Below are 21,404 nucleotides of genomic sequence, written 5' to 3'. Positions count from 1 at the left end.
GCAGAAGATGCATATTAGTAAGTGAATGGAATTTCATTATTTTTCAGATAGAATTTGGCACTGTTTAAGCCTTCAGGCGAGTTTACCTAGAATTCTACTTAAAAAATGATAAAAACTCTTCACGAAGCTAATCTTCGTATCTGTAGTCAATCATACCTCTATTTCTTTATGTGCAATCTTTATTTTCAGATATCACGTTAAACTTGCTATTCATTTAGATCCACATATTTCCCATTTTTCGAAAATATGGTCCATTCACAAATATTCGTTACATGATCTGCAATTCTTTCTAAATACTTTATTGCAAATAATAATTGAGTTCCTTGATGAATTAAATCTTCATTTTGTTTAATTTGATCTAGTAATATTCCAAATAACGATTCATATGATGCATCTACTGAATCATCCATTTTGCAAACTTTATATGCAAATTCTTCATCATCTTTAATATAAGCATCTATAGATAAGCTTATCATACTTCTAACCTTTTTTTCCATCTCCCATAGCTCACCTAAATTTTCTTTAAATGCAGTTTCATCTAATCTTTTAGTAATCTTACATATATCAACTGCATGATCTGCCATTCTCTCTAAATCTGTTACAATTTTAGATGCAGTAAATACTTTTCTCAAATCTGTTGCTACCGGTTGTTCTGTTGCAATAAACTTAATACAGTCCTCTTCAATTATTTTTTGAAGATTATCTACTTTGTCATCGCCCTTAATAACTCTATCTGCCATTTCTAAATCATGGCTCTTTAATGCAATCATACTTTCATATATTTGTTTTTCCACTAAACTTGTCATCTTTAATAACTCTCTATTTATTTCTTTTACCCTTGTATCTTGAGATCCTCTTGTCATTAATTCTCCTCCCTTATTTTAACCAAATCTACCAGTTATATAATCTTCTGTTCTTTTATCTCTTGGCTTATAGAAAATATTTTCTGTTTTTCCATACTCTATTACTTCACCATTTAAGAAAAAAGCTGTTTTATCTGCTATTCTTCCTGCTTGTTGCATATTATGAGTTACTATTATTACTGTATAATCTTTTTTTAGATCGTCAATTAATTCTTCAGTTTTATTTGTTGATATAGGATCTAGTGCCGATGTCGGTTCATCCATTAATATAACTTCTGGTGACACCGCTAAAGTTCTTGCAATACATAGCCTTTGTTGTTGTCCCCCTGAAAGTCGAAGTGCGCTTTGTTTTAACCTATCTTTAGTTTCATCCCAAAGAGCAGCTCCTTTTAAACTTTCTTCAACAAGTTTATCCAAAACTTTTTTATCTTTCATTCCATGAATTCTAGGTCCATAAGCTATATTATCATAAATAGACATTGGAAATGGATTTGGTCTTTGAAATACCATGCCTACTCTTTTTCTTAAATATATCTCATCATAATCTTTGTATATATCCTTGCCTTCAAAAATTACTTCTCCAGTTATCTTAACTATTTCAATCAAGTCATTCATTCTATTTAAAGTTCTTAAAAAAGTTGACTTTCCACATCCTGAAGGTCCAATTAATGCTGTTACCTCATTTTTATTTATATTTATATTTATATTTTTAAGTGCTTGATTATCTCCATAATATAAATTTAAATCCTTAGTTTCTATAATACTCATGTTTTATAAACCTCCTACTTCCCGCCGTAAGATCTCATTAATCTATTTCCTAATAATCTTGCTATTATATTAAACAAAAGAACTGCAATTATTAATACTGCTGATGTTCCATTTGCAATTTGTACTGCATCAATAACAGTTCCTTCAGAATTTAACTTCCATATATGAACTGCCAATGTTTCAGCTGGTCTAAAAAGTGAAAATGCTGATTTATTTCCAAGTAAGCTAATATTGTTAAAATTTAATCCACCAGAACTTAATCCTGCAGTATACAAAAATGCTGCTGCTTCTCCAAATATTCTTCCAGAAGCTAATATTATTCCAGTTAAAATTTCACTCATAGCTATAGGTACAGTAAGTTTAGCCAATGTTTGCCACTTACTAGCACCTAGCCCTAACGATGCTTCCTTAACTCTTTTGCTTGCTGTTTTAATAGCATTTTCAGAAATTCTAGTCATTGATGGTATATTTAATATACTAACAGATAACGCCCCGGCAAGTATTGAATATCCCCATCCTGCCATATTAACAAAAACTAATAACCCGAACATTCCTATAACTATTGATGGTAATGAAGATATTGTTTCAAGAGACATTCTTATAAAATTAAGTATTTTTCCCTCTTTTGCATATTCAGCTAAGTATATCCCTGCTCCAATTCCGACTGGTACTGTAATTATCAATGAAATTATAAGCATATAAAAGGAGTTAAATAGTTGAGGTCCAATACCACCACCTGCTCCACTTAATTTAGGGTTTCCAAATAAAAATGAAGGTTTTATCATCGCTCCGCCTTTATATATTATATAAGCAATAAAAGTTCCAAGTAATGTTACTATAAAAATACTTATTGCATAAAAAACAGCTGTTGCAATTTTGTCTGCCTTTTTTGCATTCATTATATTCCACTCCTTTTTTCAATCTTTCTAACTATCAATATAAAAATAAATGAGATTATAAGCAATATTAATGCTAAACTCCATAATGCATCATTCCATGCTGTTCCACCAACTGTGTTTGCCATATCCATTGTTATAACACTCGTCAATGTGGACATAGAAGAAAGAATCCCATCTGGTAATTTTACTGTATTACCAATTACCATTTGTACTGCAAGTGCTTCTCCAAAAGCTCTTGCTATACCTAAAACAACCCCTGTAATAATTCCTGTTTTAGCCCCTGGAACTATTACTTTACTTATTGTTTGCCATCTAGTAGCTCCTAGTCCATATGATGCTTCTATATGATCGCTTGGTATATTTTTTATAGCATCTATAGACAGTGTTGCTATTGTTGGTAAAATCATTAATGATAATACTAATACTCCTGCTAAAAGTGAAAAGCCCATTCCACCCACATTATTTTTTATAAATGGTACTAATACTGAAATACCAACCCATCCATACACAACTGATGGTATTCCAACTAATATTTCCAAAGCAGGTTTTATTATTTTATTACCAAATATGCTAGAAATTACATTTGTGAAAACTGCTAATGCAATAGCAACAGGAGCACTTAAAATCACCGCTCCTATTGATACGCAGGTAGATCCTACGATGAATGCCAAAGCTCCAAAAGAAGGCTTATCTTGATGTGGCTTCCAGTCATTTTTAAATAAGAAATCTATAATGCTATATCCATTTTGTGTGAATGACTTTATTCCTTTTGAAACTATAAATAATAATATTAATACTGTTATTATTATTATTATTATTCCACATAATGTTGCAAAACCTTGGCCTAAATATTCATTCTTAAGTCTTTCTTTAAAACTTCTTTTTTCCATCCTTTTAATCATCCTCTAATTTACTTATTTTTTCTTTATTTCAGCTCCTGGAATAAAGCCTAAATCTTCTATACTTTTTGAATTATCACTACTTGTTATAAATTCAATAAATGATTTTGATAATCCATTAGCTTCTCCTTTAGTATACATATGTCCCCATGACCAGAAAGGATAGTTACCATCAGCTATGTTTGCTTTATCACTTGTTACTCCATTAATTTTAGTTAATTGTAAAACATCTTTAGCTTCTTGTGTATTCATATATGCAAGACCTAAGTAACTGATTGCACCATCATTTTGTTTCATTGTTGTAAGTACTGCACCATTTGAATCTTGGACTGCACCTATTGCATCATTTTCTAACGATTTATCTCCATCTAATAGTGTACTTTCAAAAGTTGCTCTTGTACCTGAACCTGATTTTCTATGAACTAAGAATATTTGTTTATCTGGTCCTCCAACTTTATTCCAATTTGTAATTTTGCCTGAAAATATTCCTTTGATTTGATCCTTAGTTAAGCTATCTATTCCTAATGATTTATTCACTACAATTCCAAATCCTTGAGCTATGACTTTATGATCCACTAATTCTTTAGCTTTATCTGCACTCAAATTTTCTTCTGCAAATATATCAGAATTTCCTATATCTACTGTTCCATCTAATACTTGAGTAATACCAGCACCTGATCCTCCTGCTTGGGCACTTATTTCCGCATTTGGATTTTTCTCTTTAAACTTCTCAATTGATTGTTCCATTAATGGTAGTAATGCAGATGATCCACTAATTGTTATAGAACCAGTTATACCTTCTTCTGTGCTAGTACCTTGTTTGGGTTCTTCTGTTGTTGTCTTTGAACCACAACCAATCATTGCTCCTCCAACCATTGTTACTATTAATGCACTAACTATAAATTTCAAGGTTCTTTTTTTCATTTAAATTCCCTCCATTAATAATTAAATTTTGAAATTTTCTGATTTATTCTTCGTCCTACCTTACATTTTTATAATATACCCAATAAGTTAATATATTATTATCGGCAGGTTAAGTTATATTAGTTACTTGTTAAAATAATTTAACATTAAAACTTTTTATTTAATTGTTTATACAAAAATAAAGGAGATATCTCAAATAAAAAATATTTTTTATTTGAGATATCTCCTTTGTAAAAATCTATATTTTGTAATATACAGCTTCTAATTAAAGAATTTAGCATTTACATATAATTAATGGCTTTATTAGATAACTACTTAAAATTTAAAGATATTTTATTTCTACCTTAAATGTAGTTCCTTCACCTAATTCACTTTCAACATTAATATCTCCATTAAATGTCTTCACTATATGTTTTACAATAGCTAATCCTAGTCCTGTTCCACCTTGTTTTCTAGATTTATCTACTCTATAAAATCTTTCAAATATTCTCGGAAGATCTTCTTCTGGTATTCCAATTCCATTATCACTAACTTCCAAGTAATAGTATCCACATTTGTCATAACTTAAAACTTTAACACATGCTCCACTTTCAGAATACTTTATACCATTCTCTATTAAATTTAAAACAAGTTGAAAGAATTTATCTTTATCTCCTAATATAAATTCTTGATTATGATCTTCAAATTCTAATTTAATTTCTTTGTTGTATGCTATCTTTTTTATCATATTTATTACATCTTCAATTATTACTCCCGGTAAAAACTCATCGCTCTGTGATACTAAATGACTTTCGATATGTGATAATACCAGTATATCATTTATTAATCTAGTTAATCTTTCTGCTTCTTTATTAATTATATCTAAAAACTTACCTCTTGTCGGATCCTGTTCAACGTCTCTTAATGTTTCCGCAAAACCTTTTATAGATGTTAATGGTGTTTTTAATTCATGTGATACATTAGCCACAAATTGAGTCCTCATAAGTTCAAATTTTTTTAAATCTGTAATATCTTGTATTGTTATAACTTTTCCTATCTTTTCTATTCCATTTACTATAATAGCTTTCTTAATCTTTAAGTTACGTTCTATTGGATGAAGTATTTTTATTTCCTTATCAATTTCTTCTTCTTTCAAAAAATTGTTTATGTCATAATCAGTTATATAATCTATTAAATTTTCTCCAATTATATTCTTCTTTATTCCAAATATTTTTTCAGCATAAGGATTTATAGAAATAATCACATCATTATTATCTACAGCGATTACTCCACTTTCCATACTCCTTAAAATTGATTCTATCTTAGTTTGTTTTTCAACCAATTCATTTATTTTCATTTGAAGCTGGTTTGCCATATTATTAAAACTATTACCTAAATTCCCTAATTCATCATTCGTATTTACATTTACTCTTATTCTATAATCTCCACCTGCCATTTTTCCTGTTATACTTTCTAAATCTTTTACAGGCTGAATTATCATCTTAACTAATTTTAAAGATAGAGCTATAGAAGAAATTATTACTCCTATTAATATACATACATAGTATTTGATATTCTCGCTTTGAAACATTTTAATCATATTTACAGGCACTGAACTTCTAATAATAGTATCATCTATTTTTGTAGCATAGTATATTAAATTCGTATTTGTACTTTCATTATATCTTATAGCGTACCCATTTCCAGTTTCTAAAGCTTCTTGTATTTCTTTTGTATTTATATTATTAGTAAGATTATTTTCTTCAGTATCATATAAGACATCTCCATTTGTATTTATGAACGTTAATCGTACAGATATTCCATTTATTTTTATGTTATCTAATTTTTCTTTATCAATACTTTTGAGTTGAAAAATAATCGAATTAAAGTTTTTAAGTTCTTCTTTTGTGTCATTAATATGCTGAATATTGGTTAATAATACAAAAGATGAAGTTAAAATTGTAAGCACAAATAAAACTATTACTATTATAGATATTAAAATTTTATTTTTCATTCTTCTTCTTGATTAAATCTATAACCAACTCCCCTTATAGTTTCTATAAACCTTGGGTTTTTATCATCTTTTTCTATCTTTTTTCTTAAATATCTAATATGTACATCTACAGTTCTTGTTTCTCCTATATATTCGTATCCCCATATCTTATCTAATAAAGTTTCTCTTTGCAGGATTTTCCCTCTATTTTTTATCAATATTTGTAAAAGTTCAAATTCCTTTAAAGTTAAATCAACTTTTTGATTATTAATAAATACTTCATGACGCTCAAAGTCAACCTTAAGACTTTGAGACTCATAAATATTTCCATCTAGTTGCATTGTAGGATACGTCCTTCTAAGTACAGCTTTTACTCTTGCAAGTAACTCCCTAACCGAAAATGGTTTTGTTATATAATCATCAGCTCCAAGTTCTAATCCTAATATTTTATCAATTTCTTCTCCTTTGGCTGTTAACATTATTATAGATGTATTTTTAGTTTCTTTATTTTTCTTTATTTCTTTGCATACATCAAATCCATCTATTCCTGGTAACATTAGATCTAATAAAACTAAATTGGGTTGTTCTTTTTCAGCAATTTTAATCGCATCTATCCCATTTGTTGCTGAAAATACTTTATATCCATTATTAAGTAAATTAAATCTTAATAATTCAATTATATGTTCTTCATCATCAACTATTAATACCTTTTCTTCAGCCATATTCTTTCTCCTCATTCTAAAATTACAAAAGCAAACATTCGTCCATAGTCTCCTTTTGATTTTCTGTATGAATGCAATTTAAATTCTTTATTGCAATACGTACATAGACCTAGTGCATTTATATGATTTTCTAACATTCCTGATTTTTTTAAATCGCTGATTATACATGATTCTAAATTAAGATTATTTTTATTAAATAATTTTTCTTTATCAATATCACTTTTTTCATTTAAAAAACGTGCTTTAAGTTCTTCTGAAACTTCATAACAACATTCCCTAATATGAGGTCCTATATATGCTTTGATATTTTCAGGTTTGCAATTATAATCTTTCTTCATCTTTGCAATAGTTTTGAAAGTAATTGAATTAAATGTACCTCTCCACCCACTATGAATTGCAGCTACTACTTTATTAACCTCATCAACTAATATTATAGGTACACAATCTGCAGTAAATACCCCAACAATAACTTTTTTTTCATTTGTTATTATTGCATCTCCTTCTTTATCTTTAATACTAGGTTTATCTGATACATATGTAAATATATTATCACTATGTACTTGCTTAAGGTATACAACATCTTTCACTTGAAATTTCTCTTTTAAAGACTCTAACTGTTTAATTCCATCTTCCGTATTTCTATTAAAACTTATTCCTTTTTCAGCATTAGAAAATATAACCTTTGCAGTATTATTTAATTTTATTATGATAAAATTCTCATTGTTTTCTAGAGACTTAAAATCTATATTATTCAGAATTATTCCTCCTTAGGCACATGAAAGAAAATAGCAGACCAACGATGCACCATATATTTGGTGCAAGGGCAAGGACACAAGTTTTGCTCATAGCTTATCTATAAGTAGAACTTGCCGACTCAGTATGATGCAAAATAAACAATCATACTGATCTGTTATTTTTTTGAATGTTCTTAACTATATAATTATTTTAACATTTAAAATATGTTTTATCTATTTATTAACTAAATTTTAACCTTAGGCATATGAAAGAAAATAACAAGTCAAAGATGCATCGTATATTTTGTCTTAAGATAAGTTCAACTAAATTCATATGGAGTATAAAACTCCGCCTGAAAAATTTCACTTTATATAATGGCAAGGAGGTAATATTAGCTCATAGCTGAGCTATTAGCTAACATTATCGACGCAGTATGACGCAAAATAGACTAGCATACTGACTTACTTGTTATTTTTTTAAATATGCCTTATTAGCTAATAATTTAACATACGATAACATAATTTAGATCTCATTTATATTTTTAACTTTAGGTATCTCCAAATAAGTAACTAAAATAATAAATATACAAAAAGGATATGAAAATAAGGCATCTTCAATATCCTTTTATATATACTAAGGCATTTGCAAAAATAATGCCTAAACTATAAGATTTTTTATTTCTTCTAAAAAAGTATTTATATCTTTAAATTGTCTATAAACAGATGCAAATCTAACATATGAAATTTCATCCACTTGCTTAAGTTTATCCATAACTATTTCGCCTATATCCTTTGATGCAATTTCAGTAAGCATACTATTAGAAATCGATTTTTCCACATCATAAGCTATATCTTCTATTTGTTTTCTTGATACGGGTCTTTTTTGACATGCAATAATCAATCCATTAATTATTTTTTCTTTATTAAAATTTTCTCTAGTTAAATCTTTTTTAATAACTGAAATAGGAAAATCCTCTATTTTTTCATAAGTAGTATACCTCTTGCCACACTTTAAACATTCTCTTCTTCTTCTAATAGTAGTGTTGTCATCCGTTGATCTTGAGTCACTAACCTTACTTTCTTCAAAGTTACAAAATGGACACTTCATCTTCATCACCTCTTTACTTTAGTGAACAATGTCTTTTATTATAGGTTTATTATACCTAGTTTTTTAAAATCTGACTAGCTATTATTTGAATTCTCATTTATAACATCTCCAGATTCTACTAATATAACATCTATACCTATCCTAACTATATCCCCCCACATAATTTCCTTTTCATCTTCTTTTCCAAACCAAGATTTTGTTGCTCCTGGCAAGATTAATGATATTAGTCTATTTTCCTCACAATCTATTTTGAAATCTTTTATAAATCCAAGTTTTCCTCCCGTTGATACATCAATTACCTCCATACTTCTCATAGCATTAAGTGAGTGTAATTCAAGTTCCATAAATTTTCCCTCCCCCTGTAATTAACCCTACTTATAATTTGTTTCTACTATTTAATCTAGATTAATAAAAAAATTATGCCTTATATTAAATAAATTTAAATTTTGTCCTATATAATAATATATGTCTAATTACCTTACTTAATTACATAATATAAAAAAACTGATATTAATTCATATCAGTTTTTTATATTATGTTAGCACTTATTAAACATGTTTCCTCATATGTTTTAATGCAGTCTTTTCTAATCTTGAAACTTGAGCTTGAGATATTCCAATTTCATCTGCTACTTCCATTTGAGTTCTTCCACTGAAAAACCTTAAATTAAGTATTAGTTTTTCTCTATCTGTAAGTTTTTTCATTGCCTCTTTTATTGATATATTTTCAAGCCAACTTTCATCTGTATTTTTAGAATCACTTATCTGATCCATTACAAAAATGGCATCTCCTCCATCATGATAAATAGGTTCAAATAATGATACTGGATCTTGTATCGCATCTAATGCAAATACAACATCTTCTCGTGGTAACTCAAGTTCCTTTGCAATTTGCGATATAGTAGGCTCCTTATTATTATCTTTTATAAATCTATCTCTTACAATTAAAGCTTTATAAGCAATATCTCTTAATGACCTACTTACTCTAATAGAATTATTATCTCTTAAATATCTTCTAATCTCCCCTATTATCATAGGAACTGCATAAGTTGAAAACTTAACATTTTGTGATAAATCGAAATTATCTATTGATTTCATTAATCCAATACAGCCAACTTGAAATAAATCATCAACATTTTCTCCTCTATTGTTAAATCGTTGAATAACACTAAGTACTAATCTTAAATTTCCTTTTATAAAAGTTTCCCTAGCACTTATATCCCCTCCTTTTAAAGCTAAAAGAAGTTTTTTCTTTTCCTTTTCTTTAAGTACAGGAAGCTTAGAAGTATTAACTCCACATATTTCCACTTTATTAATAACCATAAGTATCATCCCCTTCGGAAGTAATAATCTACTGCATTAAAGAGTATCTCCGATAGATAATACTTTTATACTCATGACAAGCTAAATCATTTTACTTATTTCTTTCTTTAATCTTCTAATTATCTTTTTTTCTAATCTGGATATATATGATTGAGAAATTCCTAGCATATCAGCTACTTCTTTTTGAGTTTTTTCTCTAGTCCCATTTAATCCAAATCTAAGTTTGACTATTTCTTTTTCTCTATCATTTAAAATCTTAAGAGCCATTAATAATAACTGTTTATCAACCTCATCTTCTATGAGATTATAAACCTCATCACTTTCAGTCCCTAATATATCTGATAATAAAAGTTCATTTCCATCCCAATCAATATTTAAAGGCTCATAAAATGAAATTTCAGCCTTTATCTTACTATTTCTTCTTAAATACATTAATATTTCATTTTCTATACACCTAGATGCATAAGTGGCAAGCTTTATTTTCTTTTCTGGATTAAACGTATTCACAGCCTTTATTAATCCAATAGTGCCTACCGAAATAAGATCTTCTACATTAACACCTGTATTTTCAAATTTTCTAGCTATATAAACAACTAATCTTAAATTTCTTTCAATCAAAATGCTCCTAATACTTTCATCACCATGCATCAAGTTATTTACCAATTTTTCTTCTTCATCTTTTGAAAGTGGTGGTGGAAGAGCATCACTGCCTCCAACATAGTATAATTTTTTTCTTAAAAATTTAAATCTTGATAATAACTTATTTAAAAACAAACTTAGTCTACCCATAATACACCCCTTCATACTACTCCTCTTGATAATAATGCATTAAAATCATTTTCTTTACTTAATTTTTGACTGCATGGACATATGATTGCCTCTACTTTATTATTATAAGAGTGCTCACCTTTTATTTTTATTTCTTCTACTTTTATACCTTTTAAATTACCCCCATATCCAATTGAAGCATATGGCACATAATATGTGTTTTTGCTATTAAAGTTAATAGTATTTATTAATTCTTCTTCTATTAAAATACATGGAAGATTGGTAACTGGTTCTCTTAACTCATTTCCCGTATCTAAAAAACTTTGTATATCATATGTTGTATCTTCTATTGTAAATTCAATCATAAATTTATAATTAGTTATAAATAGCTTATTTTTTATGTATTCTACTGCTCTAGTAAAAAACATATATATTATCATCACTGATAGCAACAAATATTTGATTGAATATTTATTAATTTCAAAACTTGATCCTAAAACATACTTGTTTTGGTTAATCGAAAATGCAAAACATAATCCACTCAATGTAAATGTTAATAATAAAAATATACCCATAGCCTTAAATATACTAATAACACTTCTCTTTCCATAACTTATTCTAATCATAATATAAACAACCATCATCTTAAAAGGTAAGGAAGTTAATATATACAACTGTGGAAATAACAATACTATTGTATATAATGCTCCTATAAGCCCAGCACATATCAATAAAACATCTCTATATTTATATTTTAGTATTTTCATAGTTAATATCAGTAAAAATAAATTAACTATAAAATTTTCAAAAATTAGAATGTCTACATATACTTCCATATTGTAAATCCTCCTGTTGAGTTTTATTATAGACTTATCCACTTCAAAAATTTGTCATAATAGCAACCAATAATCTTAATTTTAGAAGATAACTTTTTACATATATTTACATAATACTTTTTAAAAAGAACTTATTTTTGTGCACAAAAATAGATGTAGTTAAATAACTACATCTACTTTGTATCAAATAAGGCTTATTTTATTTCATGTTCCTAAATTATAATACTCAAATATAATTTTAATGTTTTTTAGTTTTTCTTAAGAAAACAGGTATATCTAATAAATCATCTTCTTCATAATTCTTAGAACTACTATCTTGTTTTTGTGGTTCCTCTACTGTAGAAGCTACTTCCTCATTAGATCTCTTATTAGATGTAGCTACTGATTGTGTAGATTTATTTATTACTTCTGAAGGAATTTCATTCTTTTCAGATTCAAAGCCAGTAGCTATTACAGTAATTCTAATCTCTTCACTAAGGGCTTCATCTATTACTGCTCCAACGATTATATTAGCATCTGGATCAACAGCTTCACGTACAACATCAGCAGCATCATAAACTTCTAATGCGCCAAGATCTACTCCTCCGGTAAAGTTTATAATAACATCTGTAGCTCCATCTATTGATGTTTCTAATAAAGGAGATGATATTGCTTCTCTAACAGCATCTTGAGTTCTGTTGTCTCCTCTTCCAAAGCCTACTCCCATATGAGCTAAACCCTTATTAAGCATTACAGCTTTTATATCTGCAAAATCTGCATTAATTACTCCAGTAATTGTAATTAAGTCTGAAATTGCTTGAACTCCTTGTCTTAATACATCATCAGCTAATTTAAATGAATCTAATAATGTTGTCTTTTTATCTGCCATTCTAAGTAATCTTTCATTCGGAATTATTACCAGTGTATCCACTTTTTCCTTTAAAGTTTCAATTCCCATTTCCGCATGTCTCATTCTTCTTTTTCCTTCAAATGGGAAAGGTTTTGTAACTACACCAACAGTTAAAATGTCCATAGACTTAGCTACTTCAGCAACAACTGGAGCTGCTCCTGTTCCTGTTCCTCCACCCATTCCTGCAGTTATAAATACCATGTTAGCACCCTTTATAGCTGATGAAATTTCTTCTTTACTTTCTTCAGCAGCCTTTTTACCTATTTCAGGGTTTGCTCCAGCACCTAATCCTTTAGTTAATTTTTCTCCAATTTGAATCTTTTGATTTGCATGTGAAAGCATTAGTGCCTGTTTATCAGTGTTTATAGCTATGAATTCAACATTTTTCAATCCTTCAACTATCATCCTGTTTACAGCGTTACTACCTCCACCTCCACAGCCTATTACTTTTATATTCGTTAATTCTTGCATATCACCATCGAAATCTAACAAAATAATTCCTCCTTTAGAAAATTCCCTCTAAAAAGTTTCTAACTTTTTTTAAAACACTTTTTAATTTTTTTTCTTCATATTCATCTAACTTTTCTGATTCATTTATGTTTTTGTTTATAACAACATCATTAACTTCAATTAAATTTTTATGATTATAACAATACAAATTTATCCCATCATAAACTTCTTTTACTACTGCCAAAGATGTTATATTTTCAGGATTTTTTATTCCTAAATCGTCTTTTGTTATAACCTTAGTTTTTATTTTAAAAATATCATTGACAAGTCTACTTATATTTTCAAAATAATTTAATCCTGTACCATATAGAATTATACTACAAATTCTATTATAATGACCAGTATTTTTTAGTTCTCTATTAACATAATTTAAAATTTCTTCAATTCTAGCATTTGTAACTTCATAAAATAAAGATTTTGACATTTTTAAAGTTCCAACATCTATTTGATCCAAAATTGAATCATCTTTATATAAAGTTTCATAATTGCTAGAATAAATCGTCTTTATATTATCTGCTTCTGAAAAAGAAAGTTCTCCACAAATAGCCAAATCTTTAGAAATGTTATTTCCACCTAAAGGTATATTCCCTATATATTTTGGAATACCATTACTAAATACTGCTATATCAGTAGTTGCTGCTCCAATATCTACTAAAACCTTTTCTCCTATAGAATTATTTTCATTTAAGAATATTTCTTTACCTGATAAAATATTTACCTTTAAAGAAAATAATTTATAATCAGTATCTTTAAAAATTTCATAGTATTTAACTATTTCTTCATTTTTACCGATTACCAAAGTTAAATTTAAGTCAAGATTGTTACCTTTCCAATTCAATATATCTCTATGTAGAACCTTTCCATCTAAAATGTAAAAATTCACTATTGTATCTATTACTAACTCATCATTAGTAATTGTTATACTTTTTTTGCTCTTTTTAAATGCTTCTAATATATCCTCTTCTCTAACTCTTCCCTCTAGTAAAGGAACTGAAACGGTAGCTTCAGTAATTCTAACTTTTCTTGCAGATATTCCTGCGGAAACATTTTTAATTTTTTTACCTGTTTTATCTTCTAAATCCTTTAATATACTTTTTAAACTTTCTCTGCATTTGTTAATATCTTTAATTAGTCCCTTTTCAATTCCTTTAGATTTACAAGATTTAACTCCTAATATTTCTATTTCCTCTTGTTCATTTTTTGCTGCAAGAGAAGCTGATAGCTTCTTACTTCCAAAATCTACGGATGCAATTATATTTTCTTGCATTATTACTTTTCTTCCCTCCTTGCAGAAAAAGTATAATAAATATATTCAACACAATTATTAAAATTCCTTTTTAATAATTCATTAATCATAAAAAATATTATTTTTTATGATTAAAAGCTAACATGTTTTTCAGCTTTATGTGTTTAATATAAAATAGTAGCACTTTAAATTTTATTAGATTGCCACTTCATATACTCTTCTTTTGTAATTATATTATTGTTTACTAATCTCTTTAAATCCATATCAATTGTTTGCATTCCATACTTTGAACCCATTTGAATAAAGCTATTTATTTGTTCATAGTTACCTTCCCTGATTAAATTTTTTATACTTGTAGTACATGTCATAATCTCTAAAGCTGCTGTCCTCCCTACTCCTGTCGCATTTGGTAATAAAACTTGGGATATAACACCTCTTAATAAAGATGATAATTGAACTTTAACTTCATTTTGATGAGTATTATCAAAGGAATTTATAATTCTATAAATGCTATTAGCTGCTCCCATAGTATGCAATGTAGAGAAAACTAAATGACCAGTTTGTGCTGCTCTGAGTGCCACTTCTACCGTTTCTGTATCCCTCATTTCCCCAATCAATATAACATCAGGATCTTGTCTTAATGCTGCTCTTAATCCCATAGCATAACTTCTAGTATCTTGACCTACTTCTCTTTGATTTATTATTGATTTGTTATTCTTATATATATACTCAATAGGTTCTTCTAATGTAATTATATGTTTTTCTTTTGTATTATTTATTTCATTTATCATTGCAGCAAGTGTTGTACTCTTACCAGATCCTGTTGGTCCAGTAACTAAAATTAATCCATCATTTAACTTAGTAAAGTCTTTTAGTACTTGTGCACTTGTAATATCATTAATTTTGGGTATACCTTGTTTTATCACTCTCATACAAATTGCATAACTGCCCTTGCACTTAAATGCATTAACTCTAAAATTACACATTCCTTCTGGATTATATTTAAAATCTACATCTCCATTGCTTAAAAATTCATCAAACTTATCCGGAACTAACTCTTTAATATATTCACCTACTGCTTCATGCGAAATAATTTCAGCATTTGCACCTATTAATCTTCCATCCACTCTAATCATTGGAGGTAACCCTGAAGAAATATGTATGTCTGATACATTCTGTATATTTATACTTTTTAATAGCTTATCTATCTTTAACATAAAGTCCTCCATTTAATATTTTTAAATGTGCCCTAACTCAAAACACCTCTAAATATTATTATACTATAATAATCTACAATATTTTTTAATTTTAAATTACTTTATAAAAAAAATAAGGTATACTTTTTAATTTTAGTACACCTTACCTTTTAATTGTATTAATTTAATATTTACTAAACAACTCCTTCTTTAACTTTTTCAAAGCTTTTTTTTCTATTCTAGATACATAAGAACGTGAAATTCCTAATATTCCTGCTATTTCTCTTTGAGTTTTACGATTTCCATCTATCAATCCATATCTCATTACTAATATTTTGCTTTCTCTTTGAGTTAATGATTCTTCAATCTTTTTATATAAAGCTCTAATTTGCAAATTATTTTCTACCTTCTCTAGGACTGAATCATTTTCGCTACTCAATATATCAATAAGGCAGATTTCATTTCCTTCTTTATCAACTCCAATTGGATCTTGAAGATAAACTTCACTCTTCTGTTTTTTATTATTTCTAAATAACATTAGAATTTCATTTTCTATACACCTAGATGCATACGTAGCAAGCCTAGTACCTTTACTAGAATCAAAGGAGTCAATAGCTTTTATTAATCCAACCGTTCCAATAGAGATTAATTCATCTACATCCTTATTAGGAAAAGAATATTTTTTTACAATATGAGCTACTAACCTTAAGTTTCTTTCAATTAAAACACCTTTAGCTGTTTTATCTCCTTCTTTAAGTTTATTTAAGTATTCTTCCTCTTCTTTCTCATCAAGAGGAAGTGGAAATGTATTATTGTTTGTTATATATCCAGTTAAAAATAGTGAATTACATATCAAATCTATGAAACCATTTAATACAAACACCTTTTTCCTCCACAACAGTGCTTGATATTATAATATGTTTGGAAATTAAAAAAGTTGCTTATAGATTTTTATTTTTATTTTTCACCATACTGGTTCTATTTAGAATTTAATTTACTAACTATATCTTTAAAAATTGGTGCAGCAGTATCTCCACCACCTAAGTCTTTAGTTTTTGATGGATCTTCAGCCCCTATATCTGGTATAAATACTACCATTGTATAGCTTTTATCTCCTATATTAAAATACCCTGCAAACCATCCATGTGTATTTCCTTCATTTCCTGTAGCCGATCCAGTTTTTCCTCCTATGCTTAAATCAGCTATATATGCTTTTATACCTGTACCTCTTACAACAACTTCTTTCATGGCATCTTTTACTAATTTTGAAGTTATCTTGCTATATATCTTTTTTTCTTCAGTTTTAAATTCTTTAATCACTGTATCATTTTTATCTAAAATATCCTCTACAATATATGGTTTTTCATAAACTCCATTATTTATTATTGTATTAATAGCACCTAACATTTGTAATGGGGAAACATTCATACACTGCCCTATAGATATATTATTCATACCGGCATCTTCCTTAGGTTTTATTCCTGATGTTTCATTCCTATCATTTCCTTCTAAATTTAAAACTCGATTGTATAACCCTTGTGACTCAGAATATTCCATCATCTTTTTATATCCTACTAAAGACCCAATCTTAGCAAAAATATCATTACATGACTTAACAAATGCATTTTTAACAGTTAAACTACCATGAACTTCTTTACATATTTGTCCTGTACAAGAAAAAGTATCATCTACATTAACTAATCCCATTTCTAACGCTGATCCTAATGTAATAATCTTATAAATTGATCCTGGCTCATATCCTATTTCTTGTATTCCTAAATTTATATTAGACGCACTTTCATCTTTTTGTACAAGTGTCCTTATTTTTCCCGTATTAGACTCCACTATACTAACACCAACATTTTTCAAATAATTATATTCATCTTTATCTAATATTTCTCTTACTTTATATTCCATATCTTTATTAATAGTTAATTTTAAATTTTTATTATTATCGCTAACATTTATTTTTTTTTCAGCATATACAGCTCTATCATCTAAATAAAAATTACTCTTAGGTTTCTCATTATCCTTTAAATATTGATAAAGTTCAGCTTCTAGAGATCCTTCTACCTCATTTTCATCTGAAATTTTAGATAAAAAACTACTAACACTCCAAGCTTTTTTTGTATCTACTTCATCACTAATATATGTATAGATTCCCTTAACATTTTGAAGTTTATTTATTTTATTATAAGTTTCCTCTGAAATTGTATAATAAAGTTTTCCTTGTGATTTCATAATTTCTGTATAATTAAAATCCGGATTTTCAGATTTCATTATAAAGTTTAATGCCATCAAATCTTCTAATGTTTCTTCATAATTATTTAAGCTAAACGGTCTTACATCTATTACCAAAATATACTTTTTGTTATATTTCATTAAATCTTTTCCATTAGTATCTAAGATCATGTACTTTATGTCACTAACAATTTCTTCTTGATGGTTTTGATAAGATCCTTGTACCTTTTCTGATGGATGTACTTGTAAAATATATAATCTTATGCTTATTACTATTATTATAGTAATAAAAAAAGCTATTATCCCTAGTAATCTCTTTTTAATATCATATTTATCAATAAAAATACAAAACACCTCTCTTTAGCTAAATTTTAGCCTTAGAAAAGGTGTTTTATTCAATAAATAAAATTATTCTTTGTTTTTTATTATTAAGTCCTTTGCTCTTAACGGAATATCTACTTTTACCTTATATATCATTTGAGCTCTAGGCGCTGATTCAATAGGTTTTCCGTTTTCTTCAGTCATATTATTAAGTACAACTTCAAAATTATCGCCTTCTGGTCTTAATATTTCTACTATATCCCCGTTTAACACTTTATTTTTTTGCTCAACAGTTGCTATTTTAGTATCCTCATCATATGCCCTTACAATTCCAACTATATCTGCACTTCTTATATATGATGAATCTTCATATATTTGTTTATTAGTTTCCCCATAATAAAATCCTGTATGATATTGTCTATGGCTTACTTTATTTAAATTTTCCATCCACTTTGAATTGAACTTATAATTTTCAGGATCGCTCATATATGCATCTACAGCTTGCCTATATGATTTCACTACTGCCGCAACATAATATGCGCTTTTCATTCTTCCTTCTATTTTAAGTGAATATACTCCAGCATTAATAACATCATCTATATGTTCTAACATACATAAATCCTTTGAATTCATTATATATGTTCCATTCTCATCTTCAACTATAGGAAAATATTCTCCAGGTCTCTTTTCTTCAACTAAATGATATTTATATCTACATGCTTGAGCACATGCTCCTCTATTAGCATCTCTACCTGTCATATAATTAGAAAGTAAGCATCTTCCTGAATAACTAATACACATTGACCCATGAACAAAAGCTTCAATTTCACATTCTTCTGGCAAATTATCTGTCATTTGTTGTATTTCAACCAAGCTAAGTTCTCTAGCCATAACTATTCTCTTTACACCTTGATCATGCCAAAACTTAGCTGCTCTCCAGTTAACATTATTAGCTTGAGTACTTAAATGTATCTCTAAATCTGGCACAACTTCTCTAGCAGTAGCTATTATAGCTGGATCTGATGCAATTATTGCATCCACACCTATTTCATATAATTCTTTTAAATAATCTTCAACTCCAGCTAAATCTGCATTATGAGGAAAAACATTCATAGTCACATAAACTTTTCTGTTTCTATCATGTGCATATTCTACTCCTTGTTTTAGCTTTTCATTTGTAAAATTATCTGCAAACGCTCTTAAATTAAGCTTGCTTCCCCCTAAATATACGGCATCAGCACCAAAATCAATAGCGGTTTTAAGTTTATCTAAGTTTCCTGCTGGTGCTAAAATTTCTGGTTTTCTCATCTTTTAAAATTACCTCCTCTTAGTAACTGCAATTCCATCGCCCATAGGTATTACAGTAGTTATTAAATCTTCATCATGGGTAACTAAATCCAAATATGTTCTCATTCTTTTTACTATAGTTATTTTTCTTCTTTTGACTAATTCATCACACGCAACCATACCTCTAAATAAAACATTATCAGCGATGATTATTCCGTCATCTTTAAGTAATCTTAAACAATGTGGAAGAAAATGATTGTAGTGTCCTTTTCCAGCATCCATAAAAATCAGATCAAAAGGTTCTTGTAATTTTTCTAAAACTTCTAAACAGTCTCCCTGATATATCTTTATTTTTTCATCTAGATTAAACTTCTCCAAGTTCATTTTAGCAAGTTTAATCATATTCTCATCTCTTTCAATGGTTGTTATTTCGGGTTCTGCTTCCGAGGCTTCATACATTAAAATAGATGAAAATCCTATAGCTGTTCCTAATTCTAAAATCCTTTTTGGTTTTTTCATGTTAACCATGAATTCTAAAAAAACTCCTGTTTCTTTTTGAACAATAGGAACTCCATTATTCTTTGCAAAATCTTCTATTTCTTTTAAAGTTCCTTTTCTATCTGGAATAAGATTTCTTATATATTCCTCCATATAATCATATGTAACTTTACTCATCAAACGCCTCCTGTACTGACTAAAGCACATAAAACAAAATAATAGACCAAATATGCATCGTATACTTGGTGCAAGGACAAGGAGGAAAGTTTAGTTAATAACACAAGCTATTAACTAAACTTTCTGACGCAGTATGACGCAAAATAGACAAGCATACTGGTCTATTATTTTTTTGAATGTACCTAATATCCTAATTCTTTCTTTTTACTTAGAAAATCATCATAATTGTTAGAAAAATAGTGATATCCATTTTCTTGTAAAATATAAAATAAATAATCTGTTTTTGATGGAAGTAATGCAGCCTTAATTGATGCTTTTCCGGGATTACCAATAGCCCCTATTGGTAATCCCTTATACTTATATGTATTATATGGTGAGTCAATTTCTAAATGTTTATTAAGCACTCTATCAACGTGATACCCTAAAGAATAGATTATGGTAGCATCTAATTGTAACTTCATATCTTCTTTTAATCTATTATAAATTACAGATGAAATTAAAGGTCTATCTTCATCAAATCTTGCCTCTTTTTCTATCATAGATGCAATTATGATTGTCCTATCAATATCATTGTTTTCTACATTAATTCCTGTTTCATTTTTAACTTCTCCTAAAACTTCTACAAATCTATTAAGCATTTGCTTAATTATATATTCTGGAGTAGCATTATTTTTTATTAAATATGTATCTGGATATAAAAAACCTTCTAAATTATATCTTTTATTTTTATCTTCTTTAACATAAGATGGTAATTCATAGTTTTTAACTTCTTGTAAAAATTCATCTTTAGAACAAATTTTTTCCTGTTCAACCTTTTCAGCTATTTGATCTATTGTATATCCTTCAGGAATTGTTAATTTTTTTAAATTTTTATCATCTTTTTGAATTTTTAATGTTTCAAGCAGTCCATCTAATGTAATATCCGATTTCACTTCATATATTCCTTCTTGTAATTGCACATTATTTTTATGTAACATTAGGTCAAGCTTAATAAAGTACTTATTAGATAATTTTTTTTCTCTATGTAACCTATCTAATACCTCATAAAAGCCTTCACCATGTCTAACTTCTACCATAACTATATCTTCATTGCTACTTATTGGTTTCTTAATAGCATTTTTATAAGAAAAAACTAAAGCTGTGGATACTCCAATTAATAAAACAAATATTATTACAAGTATTATTTTCTTTAAGGATATAAACTTTTTCATAAAGTTCCTCCTA

The 21,404-nt window shown here is 28.0% G+C and carries 21 protein-coding genes; all 21 read right to left on the bottom strand.

Annotated elements, in window-relative coordinates; genetic code table 11:
* Positions 1-206 precede the first annotated feature (206 nt).
* Complete coding sequence (gene phoU / locus BM027_RS07185; RefSeq protein ID WP_090090166.1) at positions 207-863, bottom strand: phosphate signaling complex protein PhoU; 657 nt, start codon at positions 861-863, stop codon at positions 207-209.
* Between the two features lie 18 nt (positions 864-881).
* A complete protein-coding gene (pstB, locus tag BM027_RS07180; RefSeq protein WP_090090163.1) occupies positions 882-1,631 on the bottom strand; it encodes a phosphate ABC transporter ATP-binding protein PstB in 750 nt (249 codons plus the stop codon).
* 14 nt (positions 1,632-1,645) lie between these two features.
* Complete coding sequence (gene pstA, locus BM027_RS07175; RefSeq protein ID WP_090090160.1) at positions 1,646-2,530, bottom strand: phosphate ABC transporter permease PstA; 885 nt, start codon at positions 2,528-2,530, stop codon at positions 1,646-1,648.
* Positions 2,530-3,420 carry a phosphate ABC transporter permease subunit PstC gene (gene pstC / locus BM027_RS07170; RefSeq protein ID WP_090090157.1) on the bottom strand — a complete coding sequence of 297 codons (891 nt, stop codon included), beginning with the start codon at positions 3,418-3,420 and terminating at the stop codon, positions 2,530-2,532. Before pstC ends, pstA begins: the two co-directional genes overlap by 1 nt.
* 24 nt (positions 3,421-3,444) lie before the next feature.
* Complete coding sequence (locus BM027_RS07165; protein ID WP_090090153.1) at positions 3,445-4,353, bottom strand: phosphate ABC transporter substrate-binding protein; 909 nt, start codon at positions 4,351-4,353, stop codon at positions 3,445-3,447.
* A 322-nt stretch (positions 4,354-4,675) separates the two neighbouring features.
* Complete coding sequence (locus BM027_RS07160; protein ID WP_090090150.1) at positions 4,676-6,346, bottom strand: sensor histidine kinase; 1,671 nt, start codon at positions 6,344-6,346, stop codon at positions 4,676-4,678.
* Complete coding sequence (locus BM027_RS07155) at positions 6,343-7,047, bottom strand: response regulator transcription factor (RefSeq protein WP_090090148.1); 705 nt, start codon at positions 7,045-7,047, stop codon at positions 6,343-6,345. The genes BM027_RS07160 and BM027_RS07155 overlap by 4 nt, the downstream gene beginning before the upstream one ends.
* A gap of 11 nt (positions 7,048-7,058) precedes the next feature.
* Complete coding sequence (pgeF, locus tag BM027_RS07150) at positions 7,059-7,802, bottom strand: peptidoglycan editing factor PgeF (RefSeq protein ID WP_090090145.1); 744 nt, start codon at positions 7,800-7,802, stop codon at positions 7,059-7,061.
* Between the two features lie 637 nt (positions 7,803-8,439).
* On the bottom strand, positions 8,440-8,889 hold the full coding sequence (nrdR, locus tag BM027_RS07145; protein WP_090090143.1) for a transcriptional regulator NrdR: 450 nt from the start codon (positions 8,887-8,889) through the stop codon (positions 8,440-8,442).
* 74 nt (positions 8,890-8,963) lie between these two features.
* Positions 8,964-9,233, bottom strand: coding sequence for a YlmC/YmxH family sporulation protein (locus BM027_RS07140; protein WP_090090140.1), 270 nt, complete (start codon positions 9,231-9,233; stop codon positions 8,964-8,966).
* A gap of 204 nt (positions 9,234-9,437) precedes the next feature.
* On the bottom strand, positions 9,438-10,211 hold the full coding sequence (gene sigG, locus BM027_RS07135; protein ID WP_090090138.1) for an RNA polymerase sporulation sigma factor SigG: 774 nt from the start codon (positions 10,209-10,211) through the stop codon (positions 9,438-9,440).
* Between the two features lie 81 nt (positions 10,212-10,292).
* Positions 10,293-11,000 carry an RNA polymerase sporulation sigma factor SigE gene (sigE, locus tag BM027_RS07130; protein WP_090090444.1) on the bottom strand — a complete coding sequence of 236 codons (708 nt, stop codon included), beginning with the start codon at positions 10,998-11,000 and terminating at the stop codon, positions 10,293-10,295.
* An 11-nt stretch (positions 11,001-11,011) separates the two neighbouring features.
* On the bottom strand, positions 11,012-11,815 hold the full coding sequence (locus BM027_RS07125) for a sigma-E processing peptidase SpoIIGA (RefSeq protein WP_090090135.1): 804 nt from the start codon (positions 11,813-11,815) through the stop codon (positions 11,012-11,014).
* A 238-nt stretch (positions 11,816-12,053) separates the two neighbouring features.
* Positions 12,054-13,196, bottom strand: a complete 1,143-nt coding sequence (ftsZ, locus tag BM027_RS07120) for a cell division protein FtsZ (protein WP_090090132.1) — start codon at positions 13,194-13,196, stop codon at positions 12,054-12,056.
* A 13-nt stretch (positions 13,197-13,209) separates the two neighbouring features.
* On the bottom strand, positions 13,210-14,481 hold the full coding sequence (gene ftsA / locus BM027_RS07115) for a cell division protein FtsA (RefSeq protein ID WP_090090130.1): 1,272 nt from the start codon (positions 14,479-14,481) through the stop codon (positions 13,210-13,212).
* A 164-nt stretch (positions 14,482-14,645) separates the two neighbouring features.
* The gene (locus tag BM027_RS07110; protein WP_090090126.1) at positions 14,646-15,677 is read right to left on the bottom strand and encodes a type IV pilus twitching motility protein PilT; all 1,032 of its coding nucleotides are present in this window, start codon (positions 15,675-15,677) and stop codon (positions 14,646-14,648) included.
* A gap of 163 nt (positions 15,678-15,840) precedes the next feature.
* The gene (gene sigK, locus BM027_RS07105; RefSeq protein ID WP_090090123.1) at positions 15,841-16,539 is read right to left on the bottom strand and encodes an RNA polymerase sporulation sigma factor SigK; all 699 of its coding nucleotides are present in this window, start codon (positions 16,537-16,539) and stop codon (positions 15,841-15,843) included.
* A gap of 95 nt (positions 16,540-16,634) precedes the next feature.
* On the bottom strand, positions 16,635-18,251 hold the full coding sequence (locus tag BM027_RS07100; RefSeq protein WP_175559953.1) for a penicillin-binding transpeptidase domain-containing protein: 1,617 nt from the start codon (positions 18,249-18,251) through the stop codon (positions 16,635-16,637).
* Positions 18,252-18,305: 54 nt separating this feature from the next.
* Complete coding sequence (locus tag BM027_RS07095; protein WP_090090120.1) at positions 18,306-19,526, bottom strand: peptidase U32 family protein; 1,221 nt, start codon at positions 19,524-19,526, stop codon at positions 18,306-18,308.
* Positions 19,527-19,535: 9 nt separating this feature from the next.
* Positions 19,536-20,180: an O-methyltransferase gene (locus BM027_RS07090; RefSeq protein WP_090090118.1), complete on the bottom strand. Its 645-nt coding sequence runs from the start codon at positions 20,178-20,180 to the stop codon at positions 19,536-19,538.
* Between the two features lie 182 nt (positions 20,181-20,362).
* Positions 20,363-21,391, bottom strand: coding sequence for an endolytic transglycosylase MltG (mltG, locus tag BM027_RS07085; RefSeq protein WP_090090115.1), 1,029 nt, complete (start codon positions 21,389-21,391; stop codon positions 20,363-20,365).
* Between the last annotated feature and the right edge of the window lie 13 nt (positions 21,392-21,404).

Origin of the sequence: Clostridium uliginosum, from assembly GCF_900112485.1 — a bacterium.
Lineage (GTDB): Bacteria > Bacillota > Clostridia > Clostridiales > Clostridiaceae > Clostridium > Clostridium uliginosum.
This window is presented reverse-complemented; position numbering and strand designations above follow the sequence as displayed.

What these genes read in the sequence shown, in the direction of transcription:
- BM027_RS07140 (WP_090090140.1), bottom strand. Translation starts at nt 9,233, where the DNA reads ATGGAACTTGAATTACACTCACTTAATGCTATGAGAAGTATGGAGGTA.
- sigE (WP_090090444.1), bottom strand. Translation starts at nt 11,000, where the DNA reads ATGGGTAGACTAAGTTTGTTTTTAAATAAGTTATTATCAAGATTTAAA.
- ftsA (WP_090090130.1), bottom strand. Translation starts at nt 14,481, where the DNA reads ATGCAAGAAAATATAATTGCATCCGTAGATTTTGGAAGTAAGAAGCTA.
- pstC (WP_090090157.1), bottom strand. Translation starts at nt 3,420, where the DNA reads ATGGAAAAAAGAAGTTTTAAAGAAAGACTTAAGAATGAATATTTAGGC.
- pstB (WP_090090163.1), bottom strand. Translation starts at nt 1,631, where the DNA reads ATGAGTATTATAGAAACTAAGGATTTAAATTTATATTATGGAGATAAT.
- BM027_RS07095 (WP_090090120.1), bottom strand. Translation starts at nt 19,526, where the DNA reads ATGAGAAAACCAGAAATTTTAGCACCAGCAGGAAACTTAGATAAACTT.
- pstA (WP_090090160.1), bottom strand. Translation starts at nt 2,530, where the DNA reads ATGAATGCAAAAAAGGCAGACAAAATTGCAACAGCTGTTTTTTATGCA.
- BM027_RS07125 (WP_090090135.1), bottom strand. Translation starts at nt 11,815, where the DNA reads ATGGAAGTATATGTAGACATTCTAATTTTTGAAAATTTTATAGTTAAT.
- BM027_RS07155 (WP_090090148.1), bottom strand. Translation starts at nt 7,047, where the DNA reads ATGGCTGAAGAAAAGGTATTAATAGTTGATGATGAAGAACATATAATT.
- BM027_RS07160 (WP_090090150.1), bottom strand. Translation starts at nt 6,346, where the DNA reads ATGAAAAATAAAATTTTAATATCTATAATAGTAATAGTTTTATTTGTG.
- mltG (WP_090090115.1), bottom strand. Translation starts at nt 21,391, where the DNA reads ATGAAAAAGTTTATATCCTTAAAGAAAATAATACTTGTAATAATATTT.
- sigG (WP_090090138.1), bottom strand. Translation starts at nt 10,211, where the DNA reads ATGGTTATTAATAAAGTGGAAATATGTGGAGTTAATACTTCTAAGCTT.
- BM027_RS07090 (WP_090090118.1), bottom strand. Translation starts at nt 20,180, where the DNA reads ATGAGTAAAGTTACATATGATTATATGGAGGAATATATAAGAAATCTT.
- BM027_RS07110 (WP_090090126.1), bottom strand. Translation starts at nt 15,677, where the DNA reads ATGTTAAAGATAGATAAGCTATTAAAAAGTATAAATATACAGAATGTA.
- phoU (WP_090090166.1), bottom strand. Translation starts at nt 863, where the DNA reads ATGACAAGAGGATCTCAAGATACAAGGGTAAAAGAAATAAATAGAGAG.
- nrdR (WP_090090143.1), bottom strand. Translation starts at nt 8,889, where the DNA reads ATGAAGTGTCCATTTTGTAACTTTGAAGAAAGTAAGGTTAGTGACTCA.
- BM027_RS07165 (WP_090090153.1), bottom strand. Translation starts at nt 4,353, where the DNA reads ATGAAAAAAAGAACCTTGAAATTTATAGTTAGTGCATTAATAGTAACA.